Source organism: Aquidulcibacter sp., from assembly GCF_020253525.1.
Lineage (GTDB): Bacteria > Pseudomonadota > Alphaproteobacteria > Caulobacterales > Aquidulcibacteraceae > Aquidulcibacter.
The window spans coordinates 61,932-81,461 of sequence record NZ_JADCBK010000064.1; the positions used below are offsets into that span (position 1 = coordinate 61,932).

Sequence of the window (19,530 nt, forward strand, 5' to 3'; positions counted from 1 at the left end):
TTTAGCTTTGGTTTTTGATCCCTGCCTTTTGGTCGGCCACCAATTCATCATCGGTTAGATCGCCTTCCCATTTGGCGACCACCGCTGTGGCGATAGAGTTGCCAATGACGTTGGTGGCAGAGCGGCCCATGTCGAGGAAATGGTCCACCGCCAAGATCAGCAAAATCCCGGCCTCTGGAATTTTGAAGAAGGAAAGCGTTGCCGCAATCACGACGAGCGAGGCGCGCGGAACCCCGGCCATGCCCTTTGATGTCACCATCAGCAACAGCAGCATGGTTGCAATCTGTGGGACGGTTAGGTGGATGCCATAGGCTTGGGCGATGAACAGCGTTGCGAACGTGCAATACATCATAGAGCCGTCGAGGTTGAACGAATAACCCAAAGGCAGCACGAAGCTGGCGATGCGGCGCGATACACCAAACTTTTCCAATTGCTCCATGGTTTTTGGATAAGCCGCCTCAGATGACGCGGTAGAGAAGGCAAGCAAAGTGGGTTCACGTATGCGGGCGATCAAATTACCGATCGCTGGGCCGATGACGACAAAGCCGGCGAGTAGCAAAAGACCCCACAAAATCATCAGGGCCAAATAGAAGCCACCAATGAAGGATGCATATGTGCCCAGAACGGCTAGGCCCTTGGTTGCGATCACGGCTGCCACAGCGGCAAATACGGCCAGCGGTGCCAATGACATCACATAGCCTGTGAGCTTCAACATGGCATGGGAAACCTTGTCTGCCAGGTCTGCCAAGGGTTTGCCTTCTTCGCCCATAGCTGTCACAGCGACGCCGAAGAAGATCGAAAAGACCACGATCTGCAAGATTTCATTGTTCGCCATGGCCTCGACGATGGATTTCGGCACCAAATGGATGATGAAATCCTTCAAGGTCAGCGCTGTAGGCTTGATATCGCTTACGGCATCAACAGGCGGAATCGGCAGATTTAGGCCAACGCCTGGGTGCAGCAGGCTAGCAATCACGGCACCTAGAGTTAGGGAAACCAAGGAGGCCGCGAGAAACCATGCCATGGTTTTGATACCAACGCGGCCTAAAGTCGTTGTATCGCCAATATGTGCGATCCCGGCAACCAAGGTCGCAAACACCAAGGGCGCGATGATCATTTTGATCAAACGCAAGAAAACATCGGTCACAATCTTAAAATTGCCCGCCCAGACTTCTTGGCCTTCTTTGGGAACAAACTGGAAAATGGCGGCACCGACCGCAATCCCCAAAACCATGGCGGCGAGAATAAAGAGTGTGAAATGCTTGTTCATGCGGTAGCCCTGTTTTTAATCCGAACACACAGAGGGCCATGAGGTTGTAAAACCCCTGCTGGTCCCGCTCTCCTGTGGTCCACCCCCGTGCGACTTAGAGACTAGACTTATGCCTCATTCAACTTGATGTGAAGCGTTAATAGCCGTCTGACCCTCCCAAAGGGAAAATTGCGCGTAACATGAGCAGCTTATCGCTATGCAGACCGCATCTTATGCCAATCAGCTCACGGTGAATTGACCCCTTGGCAATTGCGCGTTGGCACCATCGGTCGTTTTCTGAAAGTTTATTAAGCTCGCACCAAATGGACCTGCATGACCGCCTTCTTTCAAAAGCCTTTGTGGCTTCGCATCCTCGTCGCCATGGTTTTGGGTGTCTTCTTGGGCTTTGGGATCAGGCCAGAGGGCTATCTTAATGGCTTAATCGACGGTGAGGCATGGTCAGCCGCGCTGAAGCTGATTGGAGATGCCTTCATCCGCTTGATCCGGATGTTGTCGGTGCCGTTGATCTTTGTGTCGGTTGCTGCAGCTGTTGTGTCGATTGGCGATTTGAGTCGGCTTGGAAAGTCTGGTGCCCGGATCGCCGCGCTGTACATACCTTCCGGTCTTTTGGCTGCGTGTCTCGGTGTTGGTTTGGCGATGCTGCTCCAACCTGGCGCAGGGATTGAAGCCCCCGTCGGCCTTTCTGCGCCACCAGTAAAGCCCCCACCAACCGGCGCGGATATTCTAGCCATGTTCATCCCGGCCAATCCGGTTAAGGCCTTGGCTGAAGGCGATATGTTGAGCGTGATCGTCTTTGCCATTCTATTAGGCATTGGCGTTTTGGGCGCGCGCGAGGCGGCAAAACCTGTTGCTGATGTCTTGGACGGGGCAGCCCATGCTCTGACCAAGCTTGTTACCTATATTATGGAACTTGCCCCGATTGGCGCTTTTGCTTTGATGGCTTGGGCTGTCGCGCTCATGGGCGCGGATGCTTTGGTAAAGCTCGCCGCTTTAATTGGCACCGTCTATCTTGGCTGTTTCATTTATGGCTTTGTTGTCTATGGCGGCTTTATCAAGTTTGTTTTGGGCTTGCCGATATTGCCGTTCTTCAAAGGCATGTCAGAGGCCATGGCTGTTGCCTATTCGACCTCATCTTCCAATGCGACCCTGCCCGTCACCATGCGTTGCATGATCGAAAAATTGGGTATTTCTCGTCGGATGAGCGCCTTTGTCTCGTCCATGGGCGCAACCGTCAATATGGATGGCACGGCGATGTATATCTGCATCGTGACCATTTTTGGCGCGCAATTGTTTGGGATACCGCTCGATAGCGGTCAATTGGTCGGGATTGTGATTGCGGCATCCTTAGGAGCTATCGGTGCCGCAGGCATTCCTGGCGGATCAATCGTCTTCATTCCGTTGGTCTTAGGAATAGCGGGCGTACCGGTTGAGGTGATTGCAATTATTCTTGGCGCTGATCGGATCATGGACATGATGCGCACAGTCGTAAACGTCTTGGGCGACAGCGCCGCCGCAGTCGCGGTTGCCAAATGGGAAGGCGAGCTTGATGTCGAGGCTTATAAGGACAATCAGTTACGCGAGGCACCAGCCGCTCAAAGCTAAGGCTAGGATTTGGTCAATCTCAGCGTCGGCCAAATGATGGGAGCGATCCCCTCAAGACCGCCAGTCACGCGGGGGTTTACAAGCCAAGAAGACGGGAAGAACCATACCCCTGTAACAGGGCAGGCCTTTAACAAGATTTGCTCGGCAGCCAATGTTTTTTCAAGGCGGGCGGCAGGCTCGCTTTGTGCCCGCGCATCGGAAAGGGCTTGATTGAAGGCCGGGTCTTTCCATTGGTGGGAATAGGCTGTCCCACCCTCTCCCCATGATGCCATCAAGTCGATCGCATCAGACTTCATACCCTTATCGATGCTAACAATCGCGCTCTCGAAATCAAAGCCATTCAGACGTGAAATGATGGCACTGGAATCTGCGGCAAACATCGTGGCCTCAACCCCGATCTGCTTCCACATATCGACAATCTGAATTGCGGCACGTTCGCGATCATCCTTGGTTACCAAGATTTCAAATCGCAACGGATTTGCGGGCGTATAGCCCTTTGCGCTCAAAATGGCCCGCGCTCCGTCTGGATCATATTTGGGTTGTGCTTGGTCACGAACAAATCGTCCGGCCGGCTCGACAGATCCGCGCATCACCGCATTTGCAATAACTGTGCGGTCAAAACCCATGGCCAGCGCCCGTCGGATGTCGGGGTCTTGAAGTTGTGGTTTTTTGGTATTGAAACTGATGTAGATTAGGCGCGGCGCTTGGAAACGTTGATACTGGCTGCCGAATTCTTTGGCAAAATCGCCTGCGCGCAATAGGGGCGGATCTTGCGCCAAATCAAGGTCGCCGGATTGGAACATACGTAAACGGGTCGAGGAATCATCAATAGCTTCGACACTGATCTTTCCGGGCATGCCTTCTACCCAGCCACCTTTGGGGTTCTTGTCGAAAACCAGCCGCGTTTGCGACCGCTCTATCGGCTTGTAGGGGCCCGATACAACAATCTTATCTAGGTCAGTCCACTTTTCGCCGTGTGCGGCAATCGTATGCATCGGTACAGGATAGAATTCCTGCATTCGGCTCCAGAAGGCCGCATCAGATACTTCCAGCTCAATCACAAGACTGGTTGGGCTGGGGGCAGAGACGCCAATCGTTGTCGGGTCTTTGCCGTCCACAACGCAATCGCGATAGCCTTTGATCATATAAAGTTCTGACGCGTCCGCATAAGCTGTCTTTCGGTCAGCCCCCATCCGCAAGCTATCAAGGACATCTTTTGAATCAATGGCTTTGCCATCCGACCACGTAAGACCTTGTGCGATTTCAAAGGTCCAAGTCTTGTTATCATTGCTGGGAGTCCAGGAGGTGGCAAAGCCCGGAGCTGGGCCACCTTTGGGGCCATAGCCGACAACTGGCAAATAGAATTGCCGGAACAAAAGTGCCGCGGCCGCAAACTCTGCTTTCAAAGGGTCTAGAGAATCGGGTCCACCGCGCAAGCCGACCCTCAAGATATCGGCTGGGGCTGCGGTCTTGCCACAGGCAGACAGCGTCGAAAGGGCAGGAACGATGGCGAAGCTGGAGAGAAGGGTGCGGCGATTGATCTGGCTCATAGCCTGACAATGCCGCCCAAACTCACGACGTCAAGTGCACAAGCGCGTCATTGCGCCTGTTTGTGCGCCCGCATCGCGTCTCTAAAGCGCTCAAACAGATAGAAACTGTCCTTAGGGCCTGGGCTGGCCTCTGGGTGATACTGCACCGAGAACACAGGCTGATCGGCCAATCCAATGCCGCAATTGGAACCATCGAATAGGGAAATGTGCGTTTCGACAACACCTTCGGGCAAGCTTGTGCGATCAATGGCAAAGCCGTGATTCATGGAAACGATTTCGACCTTGCCCGTGGAAAGATCTTGTACGGGGTGGTTTGCGCCATGGTGGCCCTGCGCCATCTTGATGGTCTTGGCCCCTAAAGCGAGGCCCAGCATTTGATGGCCCAAGCAGATGCCAAAGACGGGCACTTTGGCCGCAATGATCTTTTGGATCGTCTCGACCGCATAGGCTCCGGTCGCAGCAGGGTCGCCTGGGCCATTCGACAACAGGACCCCGTTTGGCTTATGCGCGAGGACGTCCTCTGCCTTGGAGTTCGCCGGCATCACATGGATTTTGGCACCCGTCGAGCCGAGGCAACGCAGGATGTTTTCTTTGACGCCAAAATCCAACACGACGGCCTTGAGATCTTCCTGCGTGTCGGCCGTGCCAGTACCAGCGGGCCAAGACCATTGCGTACCATCAAAGTCATATGCGGTCTTGCAGGTCACGTCCTTGGCGAGGTCTAGGCCTTCAAGGCCGGACCATGCAGCTGCCTTGGCTGCCAAGGTAGCGACGTCAATCTGGCCGTCTGGTGCATGCACAATCACGCCATGGGGCATACCATGTTCGCGAATTCTTACCGTCAGTGCCCGCGTATCAATGCCGGTGAGCCCAACAATGTTCTTGGACTTAAGCCACGCGTCCAATGAAGCGGTAGAGCGCCAATTGGATGGGCGCGTGATGTCCGCACGCATGACCGCACCACGAGCGCCGTTTGCAGCGGGCGGGGATACATCTTCTTCGTCTTCACCATTAGTCCCCGTATTGCCGATATGGGGCGCGGTAAAGGCGACGATTTGCCCAGCATAGGATGGGTCCGTTAGGATTTCCTGATAGCCCGACATTGCTGTGTTAAAGCAGACTTCGGCGACGGCTTCGCCAATTGCGCCACAGCCGTGGCCCCAAAAAACTGTGCCATCCGCCAAAACAAGGGCGGCTGTCGGTTGGCGCGCGAAAGCGAGCGCGTGATCTTGCGCAGAGGTCAAGGTGGTGCTCCCGGGATTTTGTTGCTGTTAAGCCTGTGAGCGCGTGAGGTCAAATCAGGATGGCAGCAGTGTCCATAATGCGGAGCAGGCAGTGCTCACGTGCTTTCTTTTTGATGCTGATCCCGCAGTACCCGCATGCGCTCTGATGGTGTGGCTGAGGTTGAAGCTTCCAGCAGCGACGCGCGCATGGAAGCCCTCTTTTCATGAATGGCGACCAGTATATTGCCCATCGCCACGCCGGACTCGACCAGAATGGCTTCACCCACCTGCAAGCTGGCCTCTAGGGTTTCTGGGACCGCTTCGCGGACCCCCAAACTATAAAGATGGACGGCGTGTGCGGCGTCACGACTGCGCGCAACGATTGGCAGGTTTGGCTGCTCAAGGTGGGCAGATGTTACGACTTGGTCAACGGCTGGGCCACCATCCATCGTTACAACCAAGGCCCGCGCCCGCTCGATCCCGCATGCACGTAGAAATTCGCCGCGCGAAGCGTCACCAAAATAGACGTTCTTTCCCGATTTGCGCGCCCGACGGACCCGATCAATATCTGAGTCTACGGCAAGATAGGGAATTTTTTGCTCGGCCAGTAGTTCCACGACGACCACGCCGACCCGGCCATAGCCAGCGACAATAACATGAGGGCTCTCTGTTTGACTGGCTTGTTGCGCTAAATCCCTTTCCTCAGCGTCGGTGGGCTGTGCCGCGTTGGTCTTATGCATGCCATAGCGACCCAAAAGTGGGATTAGGCACATTGTGATCGCAGCAACAAGCAGGGCAAAGTCTGCTTGTTCGGCGGGTAGAACCGAGAGGCTGGTTGCAAGGCCTAGGACCACAAAAGCAAACTCGCCACCGGGCCCAAGGATCAGCCCTGCCTTGATTGCGGCGGGTCGCTTAATGCCGAAGCTGGGGCCAAGCGCTGCGACGACTGCGGCCTTAAGTGCGATCAAACCGATGATTGCCCCGGCAATCTCAAGTGGCCGCTCCAGCACTTTTGCGATATCAACACTCATCCCCACCGAAACAAGGAAGACACCCAGCAATAAGCCTTTAAACGGTTCAATGGTTGCTTCAACTTCTCGGCGATACTCAGTTTCGGCCAACAAAAGTCCTGCCAAGAAGGCTCCAAGGGCCATAGAAAGTCCTGCAGCCGCGCTGCCGAGGGCTGTCGCTATCACCACCAGTAAACAGGCTGCCATAAAGATTTCTGGGCTGCGGGTCCGCGCAGCTTGACGAAACAGGGGCCGCAGAACAATCCGTCCAATAACGATTGTCAGACCAACGGCGAGCACGGCAAGCGCCAAGCTCTGCACAAGTCCGCCGACGCCAAGGCCCATCCGGTCAGGTGCCAGCATCGAGACCGCAAATAAAACAGGGACGACGGCCAAATCCTGAAAGAGTAGGACGCCAAAAGCGCCGCGTCCGGTGGGGCTGGTCAGGCGCTTTTGCTCGGCCAAAGTTTGCAACACAACGGCGGTTGACGATAAGGACAAGGCAAGGCCGATAACTGCGGCTCCGGTGCCGGTTGTATCGAGGAAAAAGTAGCAAACCGCGAAAATCGCAAGCGCCGATAGACCCAATTGCAGGGAGCCAAGGCCAAAAACGACTTTCCGCATCATGTTTAGGCGCTCAAACGACAGCTCAAGACCGATAGCAAAAAGAAGAAATACGATTCCCATTTCCGCCATCATGGCGATGGACGCGCGATCTTGTATGGTGAAGCTATTCAGCCAAGGCTGCTGAACGGCCAATCCCCCCAAGCCAGATGGCCCCAAGAGGATGCCGCAAAGGATGAAGCCTAGGACGGGGCTGATTTTGAATCGGTGGAACAAGGGCACAACAATGGCTGCAGCCGTCAGAATAATGACAGGCTCTTTAAAGGCCGTCATGTCCACCATACCTGCCAAAACATATCCTCCTGCACCAAGCCTAGTGCAGTCTGACTTGATTTGCCACGTTTCTTTAACGCGTTTCCTCGAAAATCGGCGTCATGACTGATTCGTTCCAAAATCTGAGCAGACGTTGCTTCGCTAAGTCTGCGACCGCCGCAACGCTTGCTTTGACCTCGAGTGCGAGCGTCGGGGTTCTTTCAGCGGAGGCCGCCAAGCCTGTGCCCAAAGGCGGCGGCAATGAGGCTGGCTTCCTCGGGTCTAACCAAATCACGGCCAGCATCATGCGCCAGTATCGGCCGATTGGTATCATCCAGATTGATATGGGCATTGTGGTGAGTGCCATGCCCCAGCGGGAGCGGGCACAAGCAGCAACGCCGTCTTTACGAGCAGCTTGGCGCGGTGTGGCGCAGGAATTTGTGAATAGCTTCTTCGTCCCGGGTCGTGTTCCCGATACGCAGATTTTAGGTCAGCGCATGCAGGCCGTAACCGACCGTGTGGTCGGCCCCGGCATTGCACGTGTCGTTTTGTTGTCCGTAATTGTGCGCTAGGCTTGTGTCTTACATGGCCGAGATGCCGCCATCGACTTTCAATTCTGCGCCCGTCACAAACTTGCTTTCGTCGCTGGCTAGATAAACGGCCGCATAAGCAATATCGTCTGGCTCACCTAAGCGACCTAGCGGCACTTGGCGGGCCAGTTTTGCATAAGCTTCTTCTTGTGAGCCAACCAATCCAGCCATTCCGTCTAGGATGGGTGTCTTAATAAAGGTTGGGTGGATCGAATTGCACCGGAAACCCGGCACTTTGCGTGCGCAATGGAGCGCGACGGACTTTGTCAGCAACCAAACAGCGGCCTTTGCGGCATTGTAAGCGGCATAATTGGCCGAAGCGATCAGGCCTGCGATGGAGGAGATATTGACGATTGCACCAGGCCCATAAGGCTTCATGACGCCGAGGGCATATTTACATCCCAAGAAGACGGAATCGACATCCACCGCCATAACCTTTTTCCAGTTCTCAAAGCTTTCGCTTTCAACCGAACCAAGGCTGCCGATACCGGCATTGTTGACCAGAACATTGAGGCCGCCCATGGCATCATGCGCTGCATTGACGATCTCGATCCAACGCGCTTCAGAGCAAACATCTTGCTGGAAGGCGGTTGCATGGCCGGGATAAAGCGCGTTGATGGCAGCAGCGGTTGCCTCTGCGCCTGCCCCATTAATGTCAGTGACGACGACTTTTGCGCCTTCCTTGGCATACATGGTCGCGATGGCTGCGCCTAAACCTTGGGCAGCCCCGGTGATTAAGGCCATTTTGCCGGCCATACGTCCTGTCATGTTCGTCTCCCTGAATTATATGCGACGCAGACCATCCCAAGCCGCTTGTTCGAGTTGTTGGAGACTTTCCACCGAACAGGCATGATTGCGCAAGAGGGCAGACAGCGGACCCCAGACAATAGCAGCCAATTCTTCGCCGCTAAGTGTCTTCAACACGCCGGTGGCCGCGCCGTCGCGCGCAAAAATCGCGCTTGCCTTGATGAAGGCGCTGTCAGGGGCCATTGGCTTACGTGCCAGATAAGCCGCGATGTCCGCTTCCTGTAAGGAAAATTCAGCAAGCCTAGACCACATAAGACGAAATCGTTCTTCAAGACTAAGGCGCGCTGGGAAGGGCGCGAAAACATGGCGATCAAACTGGGCTTGTGCGCGCGCGTCCAGAAGGGCTGCAAGGGCTATTTTTGAGGGTGCAATTCGATACAGGGTGCCAACTGCGATTTGGGCAGCGGCGGCCAATTCCGGCATGGAGATGCTGTCGAGATTATCGCCCAGCGCAACCGATGCGCGCAAGAGGCGGTCCTCAATTACTGAAATCGGTTCTGGGGAACGTCTCTTGGCCATGCCCACACCTCACTGAAAAAATATTCAATGAAGTGGTTTGCTTGTGGGTTCAATGCACGGTCCTAAGCAGCATCATCGTGGCTGTGCTGAGGAGCAATATCCCAACGGCCCCTGAAAAAAGCCGGGCGAAGCGGGCTTGCGCAAACTGCCGCGCCATCAGGCCGCCGGCGAGCGCAAACATCGACATAGTGATCGTATCAAACAGAACCGTCCCAGCCGCAAACATAGCCAATTGCGGGACAGTATCGCGCTGTGGGTCAATGAATGGGGGCAATACTGCGGTGAAAAAGAGCAGTGCCTTTGGATTGCTGATCTGAACCAGAAAGCCGTCTTTAAAGGGGTTGCTGCCTGCAGCTTGTCCGGCAAGTTTGAAGCCTTGTGTCTCCTTGGACAGCGCGGACCGAAGCGCTTTAAAGCCCAGCCACGCCAAATACAGCCCGCCCAATATGGCAAGCATAGAAAACACAGTGGGATAGAGTCGCATCAGCACACCCAATCCCAGCGCCGCAAAGACGAACCACACCAGTGAAGCAACGTTCATTCCGAACACGCCCCATAGTCCAGCACGTGGTCCGTGGGCCAGACCGGTTGCCAAGGCAAATAGATTAGCCGGCCCAGGCGTCGCAGCCATGCCCGCCATAATCAGCAAAAAGGATGCATAGGCGTGGGGGTCTACGGGTAAGTGGTCGAAGTTCATCAGCTAGTGGTCCGGTCCCCAAATAAGGCGTCGAGGCGTTTGGGTAGGCTGTCGGCTAGTCCATCAAGAGGCCCAGAGGACAGAAGGAGGACGACCTCATCCCCCTTTAGTTTGGTCGGTATTTGCTCAAGAAAGGCGTCTGTATCCTCCACGCCTTGGGCGAACACACCGGCGGAATGGACGCGCGACAAGATTTCAGCGAGCGTGAGTTGGTTTTGGCTTGCCGCACCAATTCGGGGCGGCGGCAAAATATGGACCTGATCGCAACCGTCAAAAACACGATCATACCAGCTCAACGCGTCTTGATTGCGCCAAGAGAATGTATGCGGCTCAAACACGACCACCAAGGGCCGACTTGGGAAATGGAGGCGTATCGCATCAATTGCAGAGCGGGCTTTCTCAAAGGAGGAGCCAAAACCTTCATAAGCCGGGACGACGGAGGTGCTGGTTTTCTTGTCGAGGCGACGGGCAACGCCGCGGAATGCACGCACTGCTGCTTGAATCTGCGAAGGGGTCATAAGGCCACGTTCCAGCACAAAGGCAGCGCCGCCGATCAGATTCTCAATATTGTGCAGGCCCAACAGTTCGGTCTCCAACGCGATCCGGTCGCCGTTTGGGCCAACAAGGTCAAATCGGGTGACTTCACCGATGGTGATCGCGTCTGCAGAATAGCCCGGATTTGGCTTTAAGCCGTACCAGATTGCCGGCCGGTGCCCGACCAATCGCCGCACGGGCTCATAGGTGTGGCAGGCAATCAACAGGCCGTCTCTGGGTAGGTTTGAGAATAGCTTGGCAAATGGGGCTTCATAACTCTCCATCGTCGGGAACATATTGATATGGTCATGAACAATAGAGGAAATCAGGATGTGGCTTGGATTATAGAGTTCGAACTTACTGCGCCGATCTTGAAGGCTGACGATATATTCATCGCCCTCCATGATAAACAGCGGGTCTGTGCCAGCATGACCCGTTTTGGGTAAGTCGAGCGGGATGGCACCAATGAACCAGCCAGGATCTTGCCCGGCATGGCGCAATAGGAAAGCGACTAAGGCGGTGAGCGAGCTTTTGCCAAAACTGCCCGCTACAATGAGATTTTCGCGCTCTTGGGTGTAGTGGCCAAGGTAAGTTGCGAAGTTATAGCAAGGGACGCCGCGCGCCTGCAGTTCAGCTAATTCGGGATTGGTTGCCGGGTCCATTTTTGCTGTGGTTCCCACCACAGCCACATCGATTTTCTCTGGCAGATTGGCCACGTCAAAGCGCTTGGCATAAGCAATGCCAGCTTGGTCGAGATAGGTCGATACGGGCGGGAAAACCCCTTCATCTGACCCGGTGACATTATGGCCTTGCGACTGCAGGACGCTGGCCAAAGCGCTGACGCCAGCCCCACCGATTCCCAGAAAATAAATGTTCATTCTGACCCTTTAGCGCGGCTTTTCGGGGCCGTCACGTCTGGGTTCGCAGGTCGCGTTAGCGGGGCCGGCCGTTATGTTTGGGCCGACTTCGCAGAAGCCTAGTGCTAGGCTAGAAGACACCATGTCTTTTTCTGTTTCCGTCATCACCCTAACCCCAGAGGCTTGGCCCGGTGCCCTTGGCGCGTCCTTGATCGGTACTGGGCTTGAGAAGTCCGTGTGGTCGTTGGAATTGATTAACTTGCGTGACTTTGGCGATGGGAAGCACCGCCAGGTTGACGACACCCCGGCGGGGGGCGGTGCAGGCATGGTCATGAAGGCCGACGTGGCTGCTCGCGCGATTGATAGTATCTCCCGTGATGGCCGCCCTCTGATTTACCTAACCCCGCGTGGCAAGCCCTTAACCCAAGCTCGGGTTCGAGAATTGGCAACAGGCCCCGGTGTCATCTTGTTTTGTGGTCGCTTTGAAGGTCTTGATGAACGTGTAATTCAAGCGCGTGAGATGGAGGAAATTTCGGTTGGCGACATCGTCCTGACCGGGGGGGATTTGCCCGCTCAAATGCTGGTCGAGGCCAGTGTACGTTTACTGCCGGGCCTTCTCGGCAATGCCGAAAGCCTAGGCGAGGAAAGCTTTGAAACGGGCCTCTTGGAACATCCACTCTATACCCGGCCGCGCAGTTTTGAGGGCCACGAGATCCCCCCCGTCCTGATGTCGGGCGACCACGCTAAGATTGCCGCGTGGAAGAAACAGCAATCTGAATCCGCCACTGAGGCGCGCCGACCGGACCTTTGGGCAGTTTATAAGGGTGACAAAGCCTGAGCATTCGTATAAACGCGCCTCTTCTTTCAACCTCAAAGTTCTCTTTGACAACAACAATGCCGCGGCCTTCTTGAGCTTTTGATCTGGTTTCAAAGCCTTAAGTTGGAATCGTGCAAGGTGAGCTGACATGAATATCATCGAAACACTCGATGCCGAGGAAGTCGCACGCGTCTCCGAAGGCAAGTCCATCCCAGAATTTTCGCCAGGTGACACCCTGCGCGTGAACGTGAAGATCAAAGAAGGTGAGCGCGAGCGCGTTCAGGCCTATGAAGGCGTTTGTATTGCCCGCTCTGGCGGTGGCATCAATGCTAACTTCACTGTTCGCAAAATCTCCTTCGGCGAAGGCGTTGAGCGGGTTTTCCCACTGCATTCGCCAAACGTTGAGTCGATCACCGTCGTGCGCAAAGGTAAAGTGCGCCGCGCCAAGCTGTATTATCTGCGTGATCGCCGCGGTAAATCGGCTCGTATCGCCGAGCGCACCGACGGCCGCGGCTTCGGCGAATAAGCTAAGCTACTGGCACAAAGCTAAGAAGGCGGTCCCTTGGGGCCGCCTTTTTCGTCTATAGCTGTTAGGATGCAGCCTCAATCGCTTCGCTGAGCTCAAGCCATGCTGCCTCCGCTTTGGCAAGGGCTTCTGCATGCCAAGCGCGCTTCTTGGTGAGTTCTTCGAGAGCTTTCGCCCCTTCGGTATAGAGGCTGGGGGAGGCAAGCCGCGCATCGATGGTGTCGAGAGCGTGCTGCTCCTTGGTGACGGCTTTTTCTGCGTCGGCTAAGCGAAAGCGCAAAGTGGAAAGGGAGGGCCCTTTTTTGCCGCCACTCACGTCATTCTTAGTCGCGGCCTTGGGTGCATTCTTGCCTGAACCGCCGCCATCTGGGCGATCCGCGCTGAGGACCAGACCCCGATAGTCCGTTAAGTCCCCGTCATAGGCGCGGGCATGGCCGTTATGGACCAGCCACAGCCGGTCCGCGCAGGCCTCAGCCAGATAGACATCGTGCGTAATCAGCAAAACGGCACCAGAATACTCATTCAGCGCATGGATCAAAGCTTCCCGACTATCGATATCCAAGTGACTGGTCGGCTCGTCCAAGATCAGAACGTGCGGCTTGGCATAGGCCATGAGGCCCAAAAGCAAACGCACCTTTTCCCCGCCCGAGAGCTTTTCGACATGGGTATCGATTTTTTCTTGCCCAAACCCCATCCGAGCCGCCAAGGATCGGTGGCGCGAAGGCGGCCAATCGGGTTCTAGATCCCGGACGTGCTGCAGCACGGTTTCCCCTGCCCGCAATTCATCCAATTGATCTTGACTGAAATAGCCGATTTTGACCGCTTTTGAGGCGCGCCGCTTGCCATTCAACAATTCTAGCCGCGCACCAATGGATTTGACCAAAGTGGTTTTGCCTTGCCCATTGGGTCCGATGATGACGATGCGATCGTCGTGGTCGAGGCGGAAGTCGACCTTTTTTAAGACGGGCTTGCCATCAATATAGCCGAGGTCTGCTTCGTCTAGTTGGATAAGGGGTGAGGCAAGCTCGCTCGGCTCTTCAAAATGGAAAGGCATTGCCCGGTCGGCGATTGGAACCGAGATTTCCTGCATCTTCTCGAGCATTTTGATCCGACTTTGCGCCTGGCGAGCTTTGGAGGCCTTGGCCCGGAAGCGATCGACAAAGGCTTGTAGATGGGCGCGCGCGGCATCTTGTTTGGCCTTCTGACCGGCCAAGAGTGCGGCCCGTTCGGCACGCCGACGCAGATAGGTGTCATAGCCACCCGCATGGACTTCCAGCTTCGCGTCTTCGAGCGCCATAATGTGGGTTACAGAGCGGTTGAGCATTTCGCGGTCATGGCTGACGACCAGAACTGTATTTGGATATTTGCGTAAAAAGGCCTCCAGCCAAGCGGCACCTTCAAGGTCGAGATAATTGGTCGGCTCGTCCAAGACCAAGAGGTCAGGCACAGAAAACAAGACTCCTGCCAAGGCGGCGCGCATCCGCCAACCACCAGAGAAGGAGCCTGCCGGGTTCATCAGTTCTTCTTGTTTAAAGCCAAGGCCGACAAGGATTTCACTGGCGCGCGCTTCAGCTGAATAGGCGTCGATGTCAGCCAAGCGTGTGTGGATTTCGCCGATTCGATTGGGGTCCGTCGCGGTTTCTGCTTCCGCCATGAGGCTGGCGCGCTCGGTATCTGCGGCCAAGACGACTTCCAGCATTGGGTCAGGTGTGGCGGCAATTTCTTGGGCAACGAAGCCCATACGTGCGCCACGTTTCAGGCGCACACTGCCGTCGCCCTTCAGGGCTTCATCTTGAATGATGCGCAAAAGTGTTGATTTGCCAGAGCCATTCTTGCCCACCAAACCGACCTTCCAGCCGTCTGATATGACGGCATTGGCCCCATCGAACAGCACGCGTCGCGCGAGGCGATAGGTTAGATCTGTGATTTGCAGCATGGCGTTCGTTTTCTGACGACAAGTCTTAGGAGCAGACGTTTTCTGAGGGATCTGGCAGGCGTCGTCTGATAGCGCCATTGGCAGCCGAAGTCACGACTGTGGGTCAGGCTCACGATTGGCGTCCAGAATCGCGCGCAGTTTCATCAGTGTGGGGACAAGGGCCTCGAGTTCTTGTTGGTCAATCAGTCCTGCCAATTGCTGCAGCGACGGGGCAAGGCGGGCAATCGCATCGTGGCGCGCTGCCCTCCCCGCTTCGGTGATAGACACCAGTTTACCTCGTCCATCACTGGGGTCTGCACTAATTGTCACCAAGCCTAAAGCTTCTAGGCGGTGGATCGTGTTGGTCATCGCACCTTTGGTGACTTGGAAGGCCTTAGCCAAATGGCTGGGCGTGTCTTGCGTCTTGTTTAGACGGACAAAGTGATTGAGCAAGCTAAAGCCTGCAATCGATAGCCCATCTGGCAAGACACGCTCAAAACGGTTCCGTCCCAATTGGTCAATGATCGCAATTTCATTGAAGAAAGTATAGGCGATCGTGGTAAAGTCTGGATTGGGACGGTCTGCGGTCATGTACGAAGATGCTCTGAAAGGCCCCGTCGAGGTGATGGAGGCACTTTGCCAGCATAGCCTATTCTAGCCAGCATCTGTAGACACTTGTCAGGTGACATGCCGACTGCCTTTTCGGTCTCGGCCTTAATGGCGCTCATTTCTGCATATTCTTGCAAGGCTTGGCTCATAGGATGCATCGCGATGCCGAGGGCGGTCGCGCGCAGATTGAGGCGGGCATAGGCGCGTCCGGCTGCCACTTCTGCGTAGCGATCCTTGGTGTCGCTGATGATCCAGACGTATCCCGCGGCAGATTTGGCCAAAGGATCATATTGCTCAAGGCCTTGCTGATAGACTTTGGTGCCGGGGGTCATCAGTTTTTCGCGTGTGAGCAAGCCCATCGCTTGCATGGCCCCAATGCCGGGGAAGTCGAGATCAATCCCATCTCGATATTTCGCGATCTCTGCTTTTCCGATGCGCATCAGATCAATGCTTTCTTTCAGCGCAATTGGCGTCTCAACTTCGCGTCGATAGGCTTGTACGGAAAGGCTCCGCAGTTTTTCGCAAGCAGGGGTTCCAGAAAGCGCACCGGCAAATGTGAGGCGCTCGACAGGTTCCCGCGTCAACAGATTCTGCAAGGTTTCAGGGCTCACAGGCTTCTTGGCGTCATAGACTTCCTTGTTTGACCGTCGCTGGGTGATGAAGGCGTAAAGCGGGTCTTTGGCGCCGCCTTTGACAAGACGGATATGAGCGACCGGCTTGTCATCTAGATTGGGCTGCGGCTCGCCCATGGGGAAGAGACTGATTTGAGCTTGGTAGCCGATTTCGGCTGCAGCAATGGATAGGATTTCGAGGAAAGTACCACAGCCAATCGCGAGCTGACGATCATAAGGGTCGGTCGCTGGAAGGCGGCGGCTTGTGTCGAAATAAAAGACAATACTGTCGTCGCCTTCGAGGCTTACCAGCCATGGCTGGCGATTATGTGGATTGGGTGCGAGGATCGCATGGGCGAGACAATAGAGACGTGGGTCCTTCTGGCCGGCCCCTGGATTGCGCCAAGCAGCGGCTGGATCCGTAGTCGGCTTTAGGGTTGCACCGACTGCTGGGACGGCGGCTAAGGAGCTCAAAGCGAGGATTTGAAGGATGGTTCGACGATCAGTCATAGCGACCTCTTTGGTTTAACGTTAAACCAATATAGTTTAATGATGAACTATCTGTCAAGCCTGTGGTGCGGCCTGCGGTTCTTGGCCTGAAACTGCCCTCAATCCTTGACTCTAGGGCGGCAATCCCGTTTAAGCGCGCCTTCTCGCTGGGTTGGCACTGCCTTCACTGGGGGAAAACATGGGTGATGGATTTCCGGCCATTGCAATCGCGTCACATGGTGTGTCGCCCGGACCGTCAAAATGAAAATGGACTAAACATGTCAAAGCGCATTGCTGCGAAGTATAAAATCGACCGTCGCCTCAGCGAAAACCTGTGGGGCCGTCCCAAAAGCCCAGTTAACAAGCGGACCTATAAGCCAGGTCAGCACGGCCCAACCGCCCGTCCAGCCAAGGTTTCGGCTTTCGGTGCTCAGCTGCGCGCCAAGCAAAAGCTGAAAGGCTATTATGGCAACATCACAGAAAAGCAGTTTGCTGGCCTGTATGAAGAAGCCGCACGCCGTAAGGGCAACACCGCTGAAAACCTGATCGGCCTCTTGGAGTGCCGCTTGGACGCGCTGGTTTATCGCGCGAAGTTCGTGCCGACCGTGTTTGCGGCACGTCAGTTCGTGAACCATGGCCACGTCACGGTGAACGGCAAGAAGGTGAACATTCCTTCGTATCGTTTGCGCGTCGGTGACGTTGTACAAGTCCGCGAAAAGTCCCGCACCATGGCTTTGGTCTTGGAAGCTTTGGACTCCGCAGAGCGTGACTTCCCAGACTATATCGAGATGGATGTCGGCGCGATGAAGGCGACCTTCTTGCGCGTGCCAGAATTGGCAGACGTTCCATATCCAGTGAAAATGGAACCAAACATGGTTGTGGAATATTACGCTTCGTAAGTTCTGCCCTAGATTACAAAAAGAAAAGCCCGCTCAGCTTTGGCTGAGCGGGCTTTTTTGCACCTACATATCCGAGGATTAAGCTTGGATTGAAACCCCAGCTTCGCTCAAGACTTGCTTGAGTTCGCCGGTTTCAAACATTTCCCGCACGATGTCGCAGCCCCCAATGAATTCACCCTTCACATATAGCTGGGGGATGGTGGGCCAGTTGGAATAATCCTTGATCCCTTGGCGGACATTCTCATCGGCCAAGACATTCACATCCTGATAATCGACGCCAACATGGTCGAGGATTTTCACGACCGTCCCGGAGAAGCCGCACATCGGCATGCGGGATGTGCCCTTCATAAACAGAACGACATCGTTGGTTTTAACTAGATTATCGATAAAGGCGTGTGCGTCGCTCATGGCTCGTGCTCCTTGCTGGGGTCCAGAACGTGTCTAGGAAGGTATCATCCTTCGATGGAACACATGAACCGCTGCGTCAATCATTGTGTGACCAGATGGGTCTGGCAAAATACGTCGCTTCTCTTCAGCTAGGGACGCGAAGGCTCTCGGTCAAGTCCAGCCGAAATTGCGCGTGTTTGGCGATTGCCATTGAGAAAGAATAATTGGTCTTTATAGCTAAAGCTTCTGGTCTAACTTTTTGCTTAGGACGTGATGCGCTGTGGCCAGCAGGCGCGTCCGTTTCAGGGGCCACAGTGTGGCTGCATCATCATGCGTCGTTTTTGGTTTGGTTCGGCTTCCATCCTTGTTTTCGCCCTGACTGGGCCCGTTATGGCGCAGAGCACGCCACGCCCCTTGGTGCTTGGCCAACCCATTCAAAGCGTGATGGGACCAGAAGACCCCGTCTTGCAGAGCGATGAAAGCAGCTATGAGTTGTTTCAGGTTCAAGCGCCAAAGGGCCAATTGGTGACGGTAACACTGACCAGCACCGCCTTTCAGCCGATTGTGGCGGTTGGCGAGGAAATGAGTGAAGAGTGCGAAGCGTGTGCGACATCCATTGGCGAGACCGATAAGGCGGCCGTTGCCCGCAAAATTGTTCCCGCGTCTGGCATGCTTCAAATACGGGTGAATGCCATGAATAAAGGCGATCGCGGCGCATTTACGCTGCTTGCAACCGCCTCTGCCCCGCCGCGCATCTCGGCGCGTCCACTTCCCTTTGGCCAAAGCGTTTCCGAAGCCCTCGATGGTGGTGATGCGGTGACCGATGATGGGGCTATGGTGGATGCTTACGCAGTCCGATTGGCTGCCGACCAAGAAGTTCAGCTCGACCTATCTTCCGACGACTTTGACCCCAAACTTGAACTTCTGACGCCTGCTGGCGCAAAAGTCGCCGAAGATGATGATGGCGGGCCAGGAACCAATGCGCGTATTCGCTATACGGTGCCTCGCGCTGGCCTGTACCAAGTGCGTGTAACGGCTGTCGGTTCAGATGATGGCGGTACGTACAAGTTGTCTACAGGGTTGCGTCAGGCGCTACCGCCTATGCCGGCTCCCATAGCCCTTACGCTTGGCCAGGCCGTGAATGGCGCGATTACAGAGTCAACGGCGCGCTATGAAGTTGATGGAGAAGATGTTCAGGCTGTACGTTATGGCCTGCGGTTGGAAGCGGGGAAAGTATACAGGGTCTCGCTTACGGCGGCCTCGGGCAGTGAGTTGGACCCTAAAGTCGCCATCGGAAAAATTGCCACGGATGGCAGCCTTGATGCGGTTGCGCAAAATGATGACAGTGGGACCGGTAGCAATGCGATGTTGCGATTCCGTCCTGAATCGACAGGTAATTTTGTTCTCGAAGCCCAACGGGTTGGGTCTGCCAATGGCGCCTATCGTTTGATGGTAGAACAGGCCGCGTCAGATCGCGCGCCCGAAGCTTCCCAGCCCTTGCGCTTGGGCCAGGCGATTTCCGGTGAATTGCGCGATGGCGGCGCTCGCCTTGCCGCCACGGATACATTGTTCAACACCTATTCCATTGGCTTACGCGCAGGTCAGCGTGTCAATGTAGTCATGGACAAGAATGACGAGGCCAATATTGATCCCATGCTGGAAATAGGTTTGTTGAGTTCAGTTGCCTTTCAGCCGCTTGCCAAAGATGATGATGGTGGCAAAGGCGTGAATGCACGGATTAA

The 19,530-nt window shown here is 55.2% G+C and carries 18 protein-coding genes; 6 read left to right on the forward strand and 12 right to left on the reverse strand.

Annotated elements, in window-relative coordinates:
• Window position 1 precedes the first annotated feature (1 nt).
• Window positions 2-1,270 carry a dicarboxylate/amino acid:cation symporter gene (locus IOB61_RS08560; RefSeq protein WP_290815129.1) on the reverse strand — a complete coding sequence of 423 codons (1,269 nt, stop codon included), beginning with the start codon at window positions 1,268-1,270 and terminating at the stop codon, window positions 2-4.
• Between the two features lie 312 nt (window positions 1,271-1,582).
• Between IOB61_RS08560 and IOB61_RS08565 the strand changes: the two genes are divergently transcribed.
• Window positions 1,583-2,872: a dicarboxylate/amino acid:cation symporter gene (locus IOB61_RS08565; RefSeq protein ID WP_290815131.1), complete on the forward strand. Its 1,290-nt coding sequence runs from the start codon at window positions 1,583-1,585 to the stop codon at window positions 2,870-2,872.
• 2 nt (window positions 2,873-2,874) lie between these two features.
• On the opposite strand, the gene IOB61_RS08570 is transcribed toward IOB61_RS08565, so the two are convergent.
• The 3 genes from IOB61_RS08570 to IOB61_RS08580 all read right to left on the reverse strand — a co-directional run bounded on the left by IOB61_RS08570 (window position 2,875) and on the right by IOB61_RS08580 (window position 7,561).
• Window positions 2,875-4,422 carry an ABC transporter substrate-binding protein gene (locus IOB61_RS08570; RefSeq protein WP_290815133.1) on the reverse strand — a complete coding sequence of 516 codons (1,548 nt, stop codon included), beginning with the start codon at window positions 4,420-4,422 and terminating at the stop codon, window positions 2,875-2,877.
• Between the two features lie 47 nt (window positions 4,423-4,469).
• Window positions 4,470-5,666 (reverse strand): glutamine-hydrolyzing carbamoyl-phosphate synthase small subunit, encoded by a 1,197-nt coding sequence (carA, locus tag IOB61_RS08575; RefSeq protein WP_290815135.1) that lies wholly within the window; start codon window positions 5,664-5,666, stop codon window positions 4,470-4,472.
• A gap of 95 nt (window positions 5,667-5,761) precedes the next feature.
• Entirely contained in the window at window positions 5,762-7,561 is a 1,800-nt protein-coding gene (locus IOB61_RS08580; protein ID WP_290815165.1) for a cation:proton antiporter, read from the reverse strand.
• Window positions 7,562-7,653: 92 nt separating this feature from the next.
• Between IOB61_RS08580 and IOB61_RS08585 the strand changes: the two genes are divergently transcribed.
• Window positions 7,654-8,103 (forward strand): hypothetical protein, encoded by a 450-nt coding sequence (locus tag IOB61_RS08585; RefSeq protein ID WP_290815137.1) that lies wholly within the window; start codon window positions 7,654-7,656, stop codon window positions 8,101-8,103.
• Between the two features lie 9 nt (window positions 8,104-8,112).
• On the opposite strand, the gene IOB61_RS08590 is transcribed toward IOB61_RS08585, so the two are convergent.
• From IOB61_RS08590 to IOB61_RS08605, 4 genes are read right to left on the reverse strand one after another with little or no spacing between them, the layout of a single operon-like run.
• Window positions 8,113-8,889, reverse strand: coding sequence for an SDR family oxidoreductase (locus IOB61_RS08590; RefSeq protein WP_085340952.1), 777 nt, complete (start codon window positions 8,887-8,889; stop codon window positions 8,113-8,115).
• Between the two features lie 15 nt (window positions 8,890-8,904).
• Complete coding sequence (locus tag IOB61_RS08595; protein WP_290815140.1) at window positions 8,905-9,447, reverse strand: hypothetical protein; 543 nt, start codon at window positions 9,445-9,447, stop codon at window positions 8,905-8,907.
• Between the two features lie 49 nt (window positions 9,448-9,496).
• Window positions 9,497-10,144 carry a LysE family translocator gene (locus tag IOB61_RS08600; RefSeq protein ID WP_290815142.1) on the reverse strand — a complete coding sequence of 216 codons (648 nt, stop codon included), beginning with the start codon at window positions 10,142-10,144 and terminating at the stop codon, window positions 9,497-9,499.
• A complete protein-coding gene (locus IOB61_RS08605) occupies window positions 10,144-11,556 on the reverse strand; it encodes a Mur ligase family protein (RefSeq protein WP_290815144.1) in 1,413 nt (470 codons plus the stop codon). Before IOB61_RS08605 ends, IOB61_RS08600 begins: the two co-directional genes overlap by 1 nt.
• A gap of 121 nt (window positions 11,557-11,677) precedes the next feature.
• On the opposite strand from IOB61_RS08605, the gene trmD reads away from it, so the two are divergent.
• Window positions 11,678-12,373 carry a tRNA (guanosine(37)-N1)-methyltransferase TrmD gene (trmD, locus tag IOB61_RS08610; protein WP_290815146.1) on the forward strand — a complete coding sequence of 232 codons (696 nt, stop codon included), beginning with the start codon at window positions 11,678-11,680 and terminating at the stop codon, window positions 12,371-12,373.
• 127 nt (window positions 12,374-12,500) lie between these two features.
• Window positions 12,501-12,878 carry a 50S ribosomal protein L19 gene (rplS, locus tag IOB61_RS08615; RefSeq protein ID WP_085340947.1) on the forward strand — a complete coding sequence of 126 codons (378 nt, stop codon included), beginning with the start codon at window positions 12,501-12,503 and terminating at the stop codon, window positions 12,876-12,878.
• 64 nt (window positions 12,879-12,942) lie between these two features.
• On the opposite strand, the gene IOB61_RS08620 is transcribed toward rplS, so the two are convergent.
• From IOB61_RS08620 to IOB61_RS08630, 3 genes are all read right to left on the reverse strand, one after another.
• Complete coding sequence (locus IOB61_RS08620) at window positions 12,943-14,814, reverse strand: ABC-F family ATP-binding cassette domain-containing protein (RefSeq protein ID WP_290815148.1); 1,872 nt, start codon at window positions 14,812-14,814, stop codon at window positions 12,943-12,945.
• A 90-nt stretch (window positions 14,815-14,904) separates the two neighbouring features.
• Window positions 14,905-15,384: a MarR family transcriptional regulator gene (locus IOB61_RS08625; protein ID WP_290815150.1), complete on the reverse strand. Its 480-nt coding sequence runs from the start codon at window positions 15,382-15,384 to the stop codon at window positions 14,905-14,907.
• The gene (locus tag IOB61_RS08630) at window positions 15,381-16,523 is read right to left on the reverse strand and encodes a hypothetical protein (RefSeq protein WP_290815153.1); all 1,143 of its coding nucleotides are present in this window, start codon (window positions 16,521-16,523) and stop codon (window positions 15,381-15,383) included. The genes IOB61_RS08625 and IOB61_RS08630 overlap by 4 nt, the downstream gene beginning before the upstream one ends.
• A 257-nt stretch (window positions 16,524-16,780) precedes the next feature.
• Between IOB61_RS08630 and rpsD the strand changes: the two genes are divergently transcribed.
• Complete coding sequence (rpsD, locus tag IOB61_RS08635; RefSeq protein WP_290815155.1) at window positions 16,781-17,401, forward strand: 30S ribosomal protein S4; 621 nt, start codon at window positions 16,781-16,783, stop codon at window positions 17,399-17,401.
• A gap of 78 nt (window positions 17,402-17,479) precedes the next feature.
• Here rpsD and grxD read toward each other — a convergent pair whose 3' ends face one another.
• Entirely contained in the window at window positions 17,480-17,809 is a 330-nt protein-coding gene (gene grxD, locus IOB61_RS08640) for a Grx4 family monothiol glutaredoxin (RefSeq protein ID WP_085340943.1), read from the reverse strand.
• 309 nt (window positions 17,810-18,118) lie between these two features.
• Between grxD and IOB61_RS08645 the strand changes: the two genes are divergently transcribed.
• The coding region (locus IOB61_RS08645; RefSeq protein ID WP_290815158.1) for a PPC domain-containing protein at window positions 18,119-19,530 on the forward strand (1,412 nt) is incomplete at its 3' end.

Coding starts and splice junctions, on each gene's coding strand:
- IOB61_RS08560 (WP_290815129.1), bottom strand. CDS start 1,270: ATGAACAAGCATTTCACACTCTTTATTCTCGCCGCCATGGTTTTGGGG.
- IOB61_RS08565 (WP_290815131.1), top strand. CDS start 1,583: ATGACCGCCTTCTTTCAAAAGCCTTTGTGGCTTCGCATCCTCGTCGCC.
- IOB61_RS08570 (WP_290815133.1), bottom strand. CDS start 4,422: ATGAGCCAGATCAATCGCCGCACCCTTCTCTCCAGCTTCGCCATCGTT.
- IOB61_RS08580 (WP_290815165.1), bottom strand. CDS start 7,561: ATGGTGGACATGACGGCCTTTAAAGAGCCTGTCATTATTCTGACGGCT.
- IOB61_RS08585 (WP_290815137.1), top strand. CDS start 7,654: ATGACTGATTCGTTCCAAAATCTGAGCAGACGTTGCTTCGCTAAGTCT.
- IOB61_RS08590 (WP_085340952.1), bottom strand. CDS start 8,889: ATGACAGGACGTATGGCCGGCAAAATGGCCTTAATCACCGGGGCTGCC.
- IOB61_RS08595 (WP_290815140.1), bottom strand. CDS start 9,447: ATGGCCAAGAGACGTTCCCCAGAACCGATTTCAGTAATTGAGGACCGC.
- IOB61_RS08600 (WP_290815142.1), bottom strand. CDS start 10,144: ATGAACTTCGACCACTTACCCGTAGACCCCCACGCCTATGCATCCTTT.
- IOB61_RS08605 (WP_290815144.1), bottom strand. CDS start 11,556: ATGAACATTTATTTTCTGGGAATCGGTGGGGCTGGCGTCAGCGCTTTG.
- trmD (WP_290815146.1), top strand. CDS start 11,678: ATGTCTTTTTCTGTTTCCGTCATCACCCTAACCCCAGAGGCTTGGCCC.
- rplS (WP_085340947.1), top strand. CDS start 12,501: ATGAATATCATCGAAACACTCGATGCCGAGGAAGTCGCACGCGTCTCC.
- IOB61_RS08620 (WP_290815148.1), bottom strand. CDS start 14,814: ATGCTGCAAATCACAGATCTAACCTATCGCCTCGCGCGACGCGTGCTG.
- IOB61_RS08625 (WP_290815150.1), bottom strand. CDS start 15,384: ATGACCGCAGACCGTCCCAATCCAGACTTTACCACGATCGCCTATACT.
- IOB61_RS08630 (WP_290815153.1), bottom strand. CDS start 16,523: ATGACTGATCGTCGAACCATCCTTCAAATCCTCGCTTTGAGCTCCTTA.
- rpsD (WP_290815155.1), top strand. CDS start 16,781: ATGTCAAAGCGCATTGCTGCGAAGTATAAAATCGACCGTCGCCTCAGC.
- grxD (WP_085340943.1), bottom strand. CDS start 17,809: ATGAGCGACGCACACGCCTTTATCGATAATCTAGTTAAAACCAACGAT.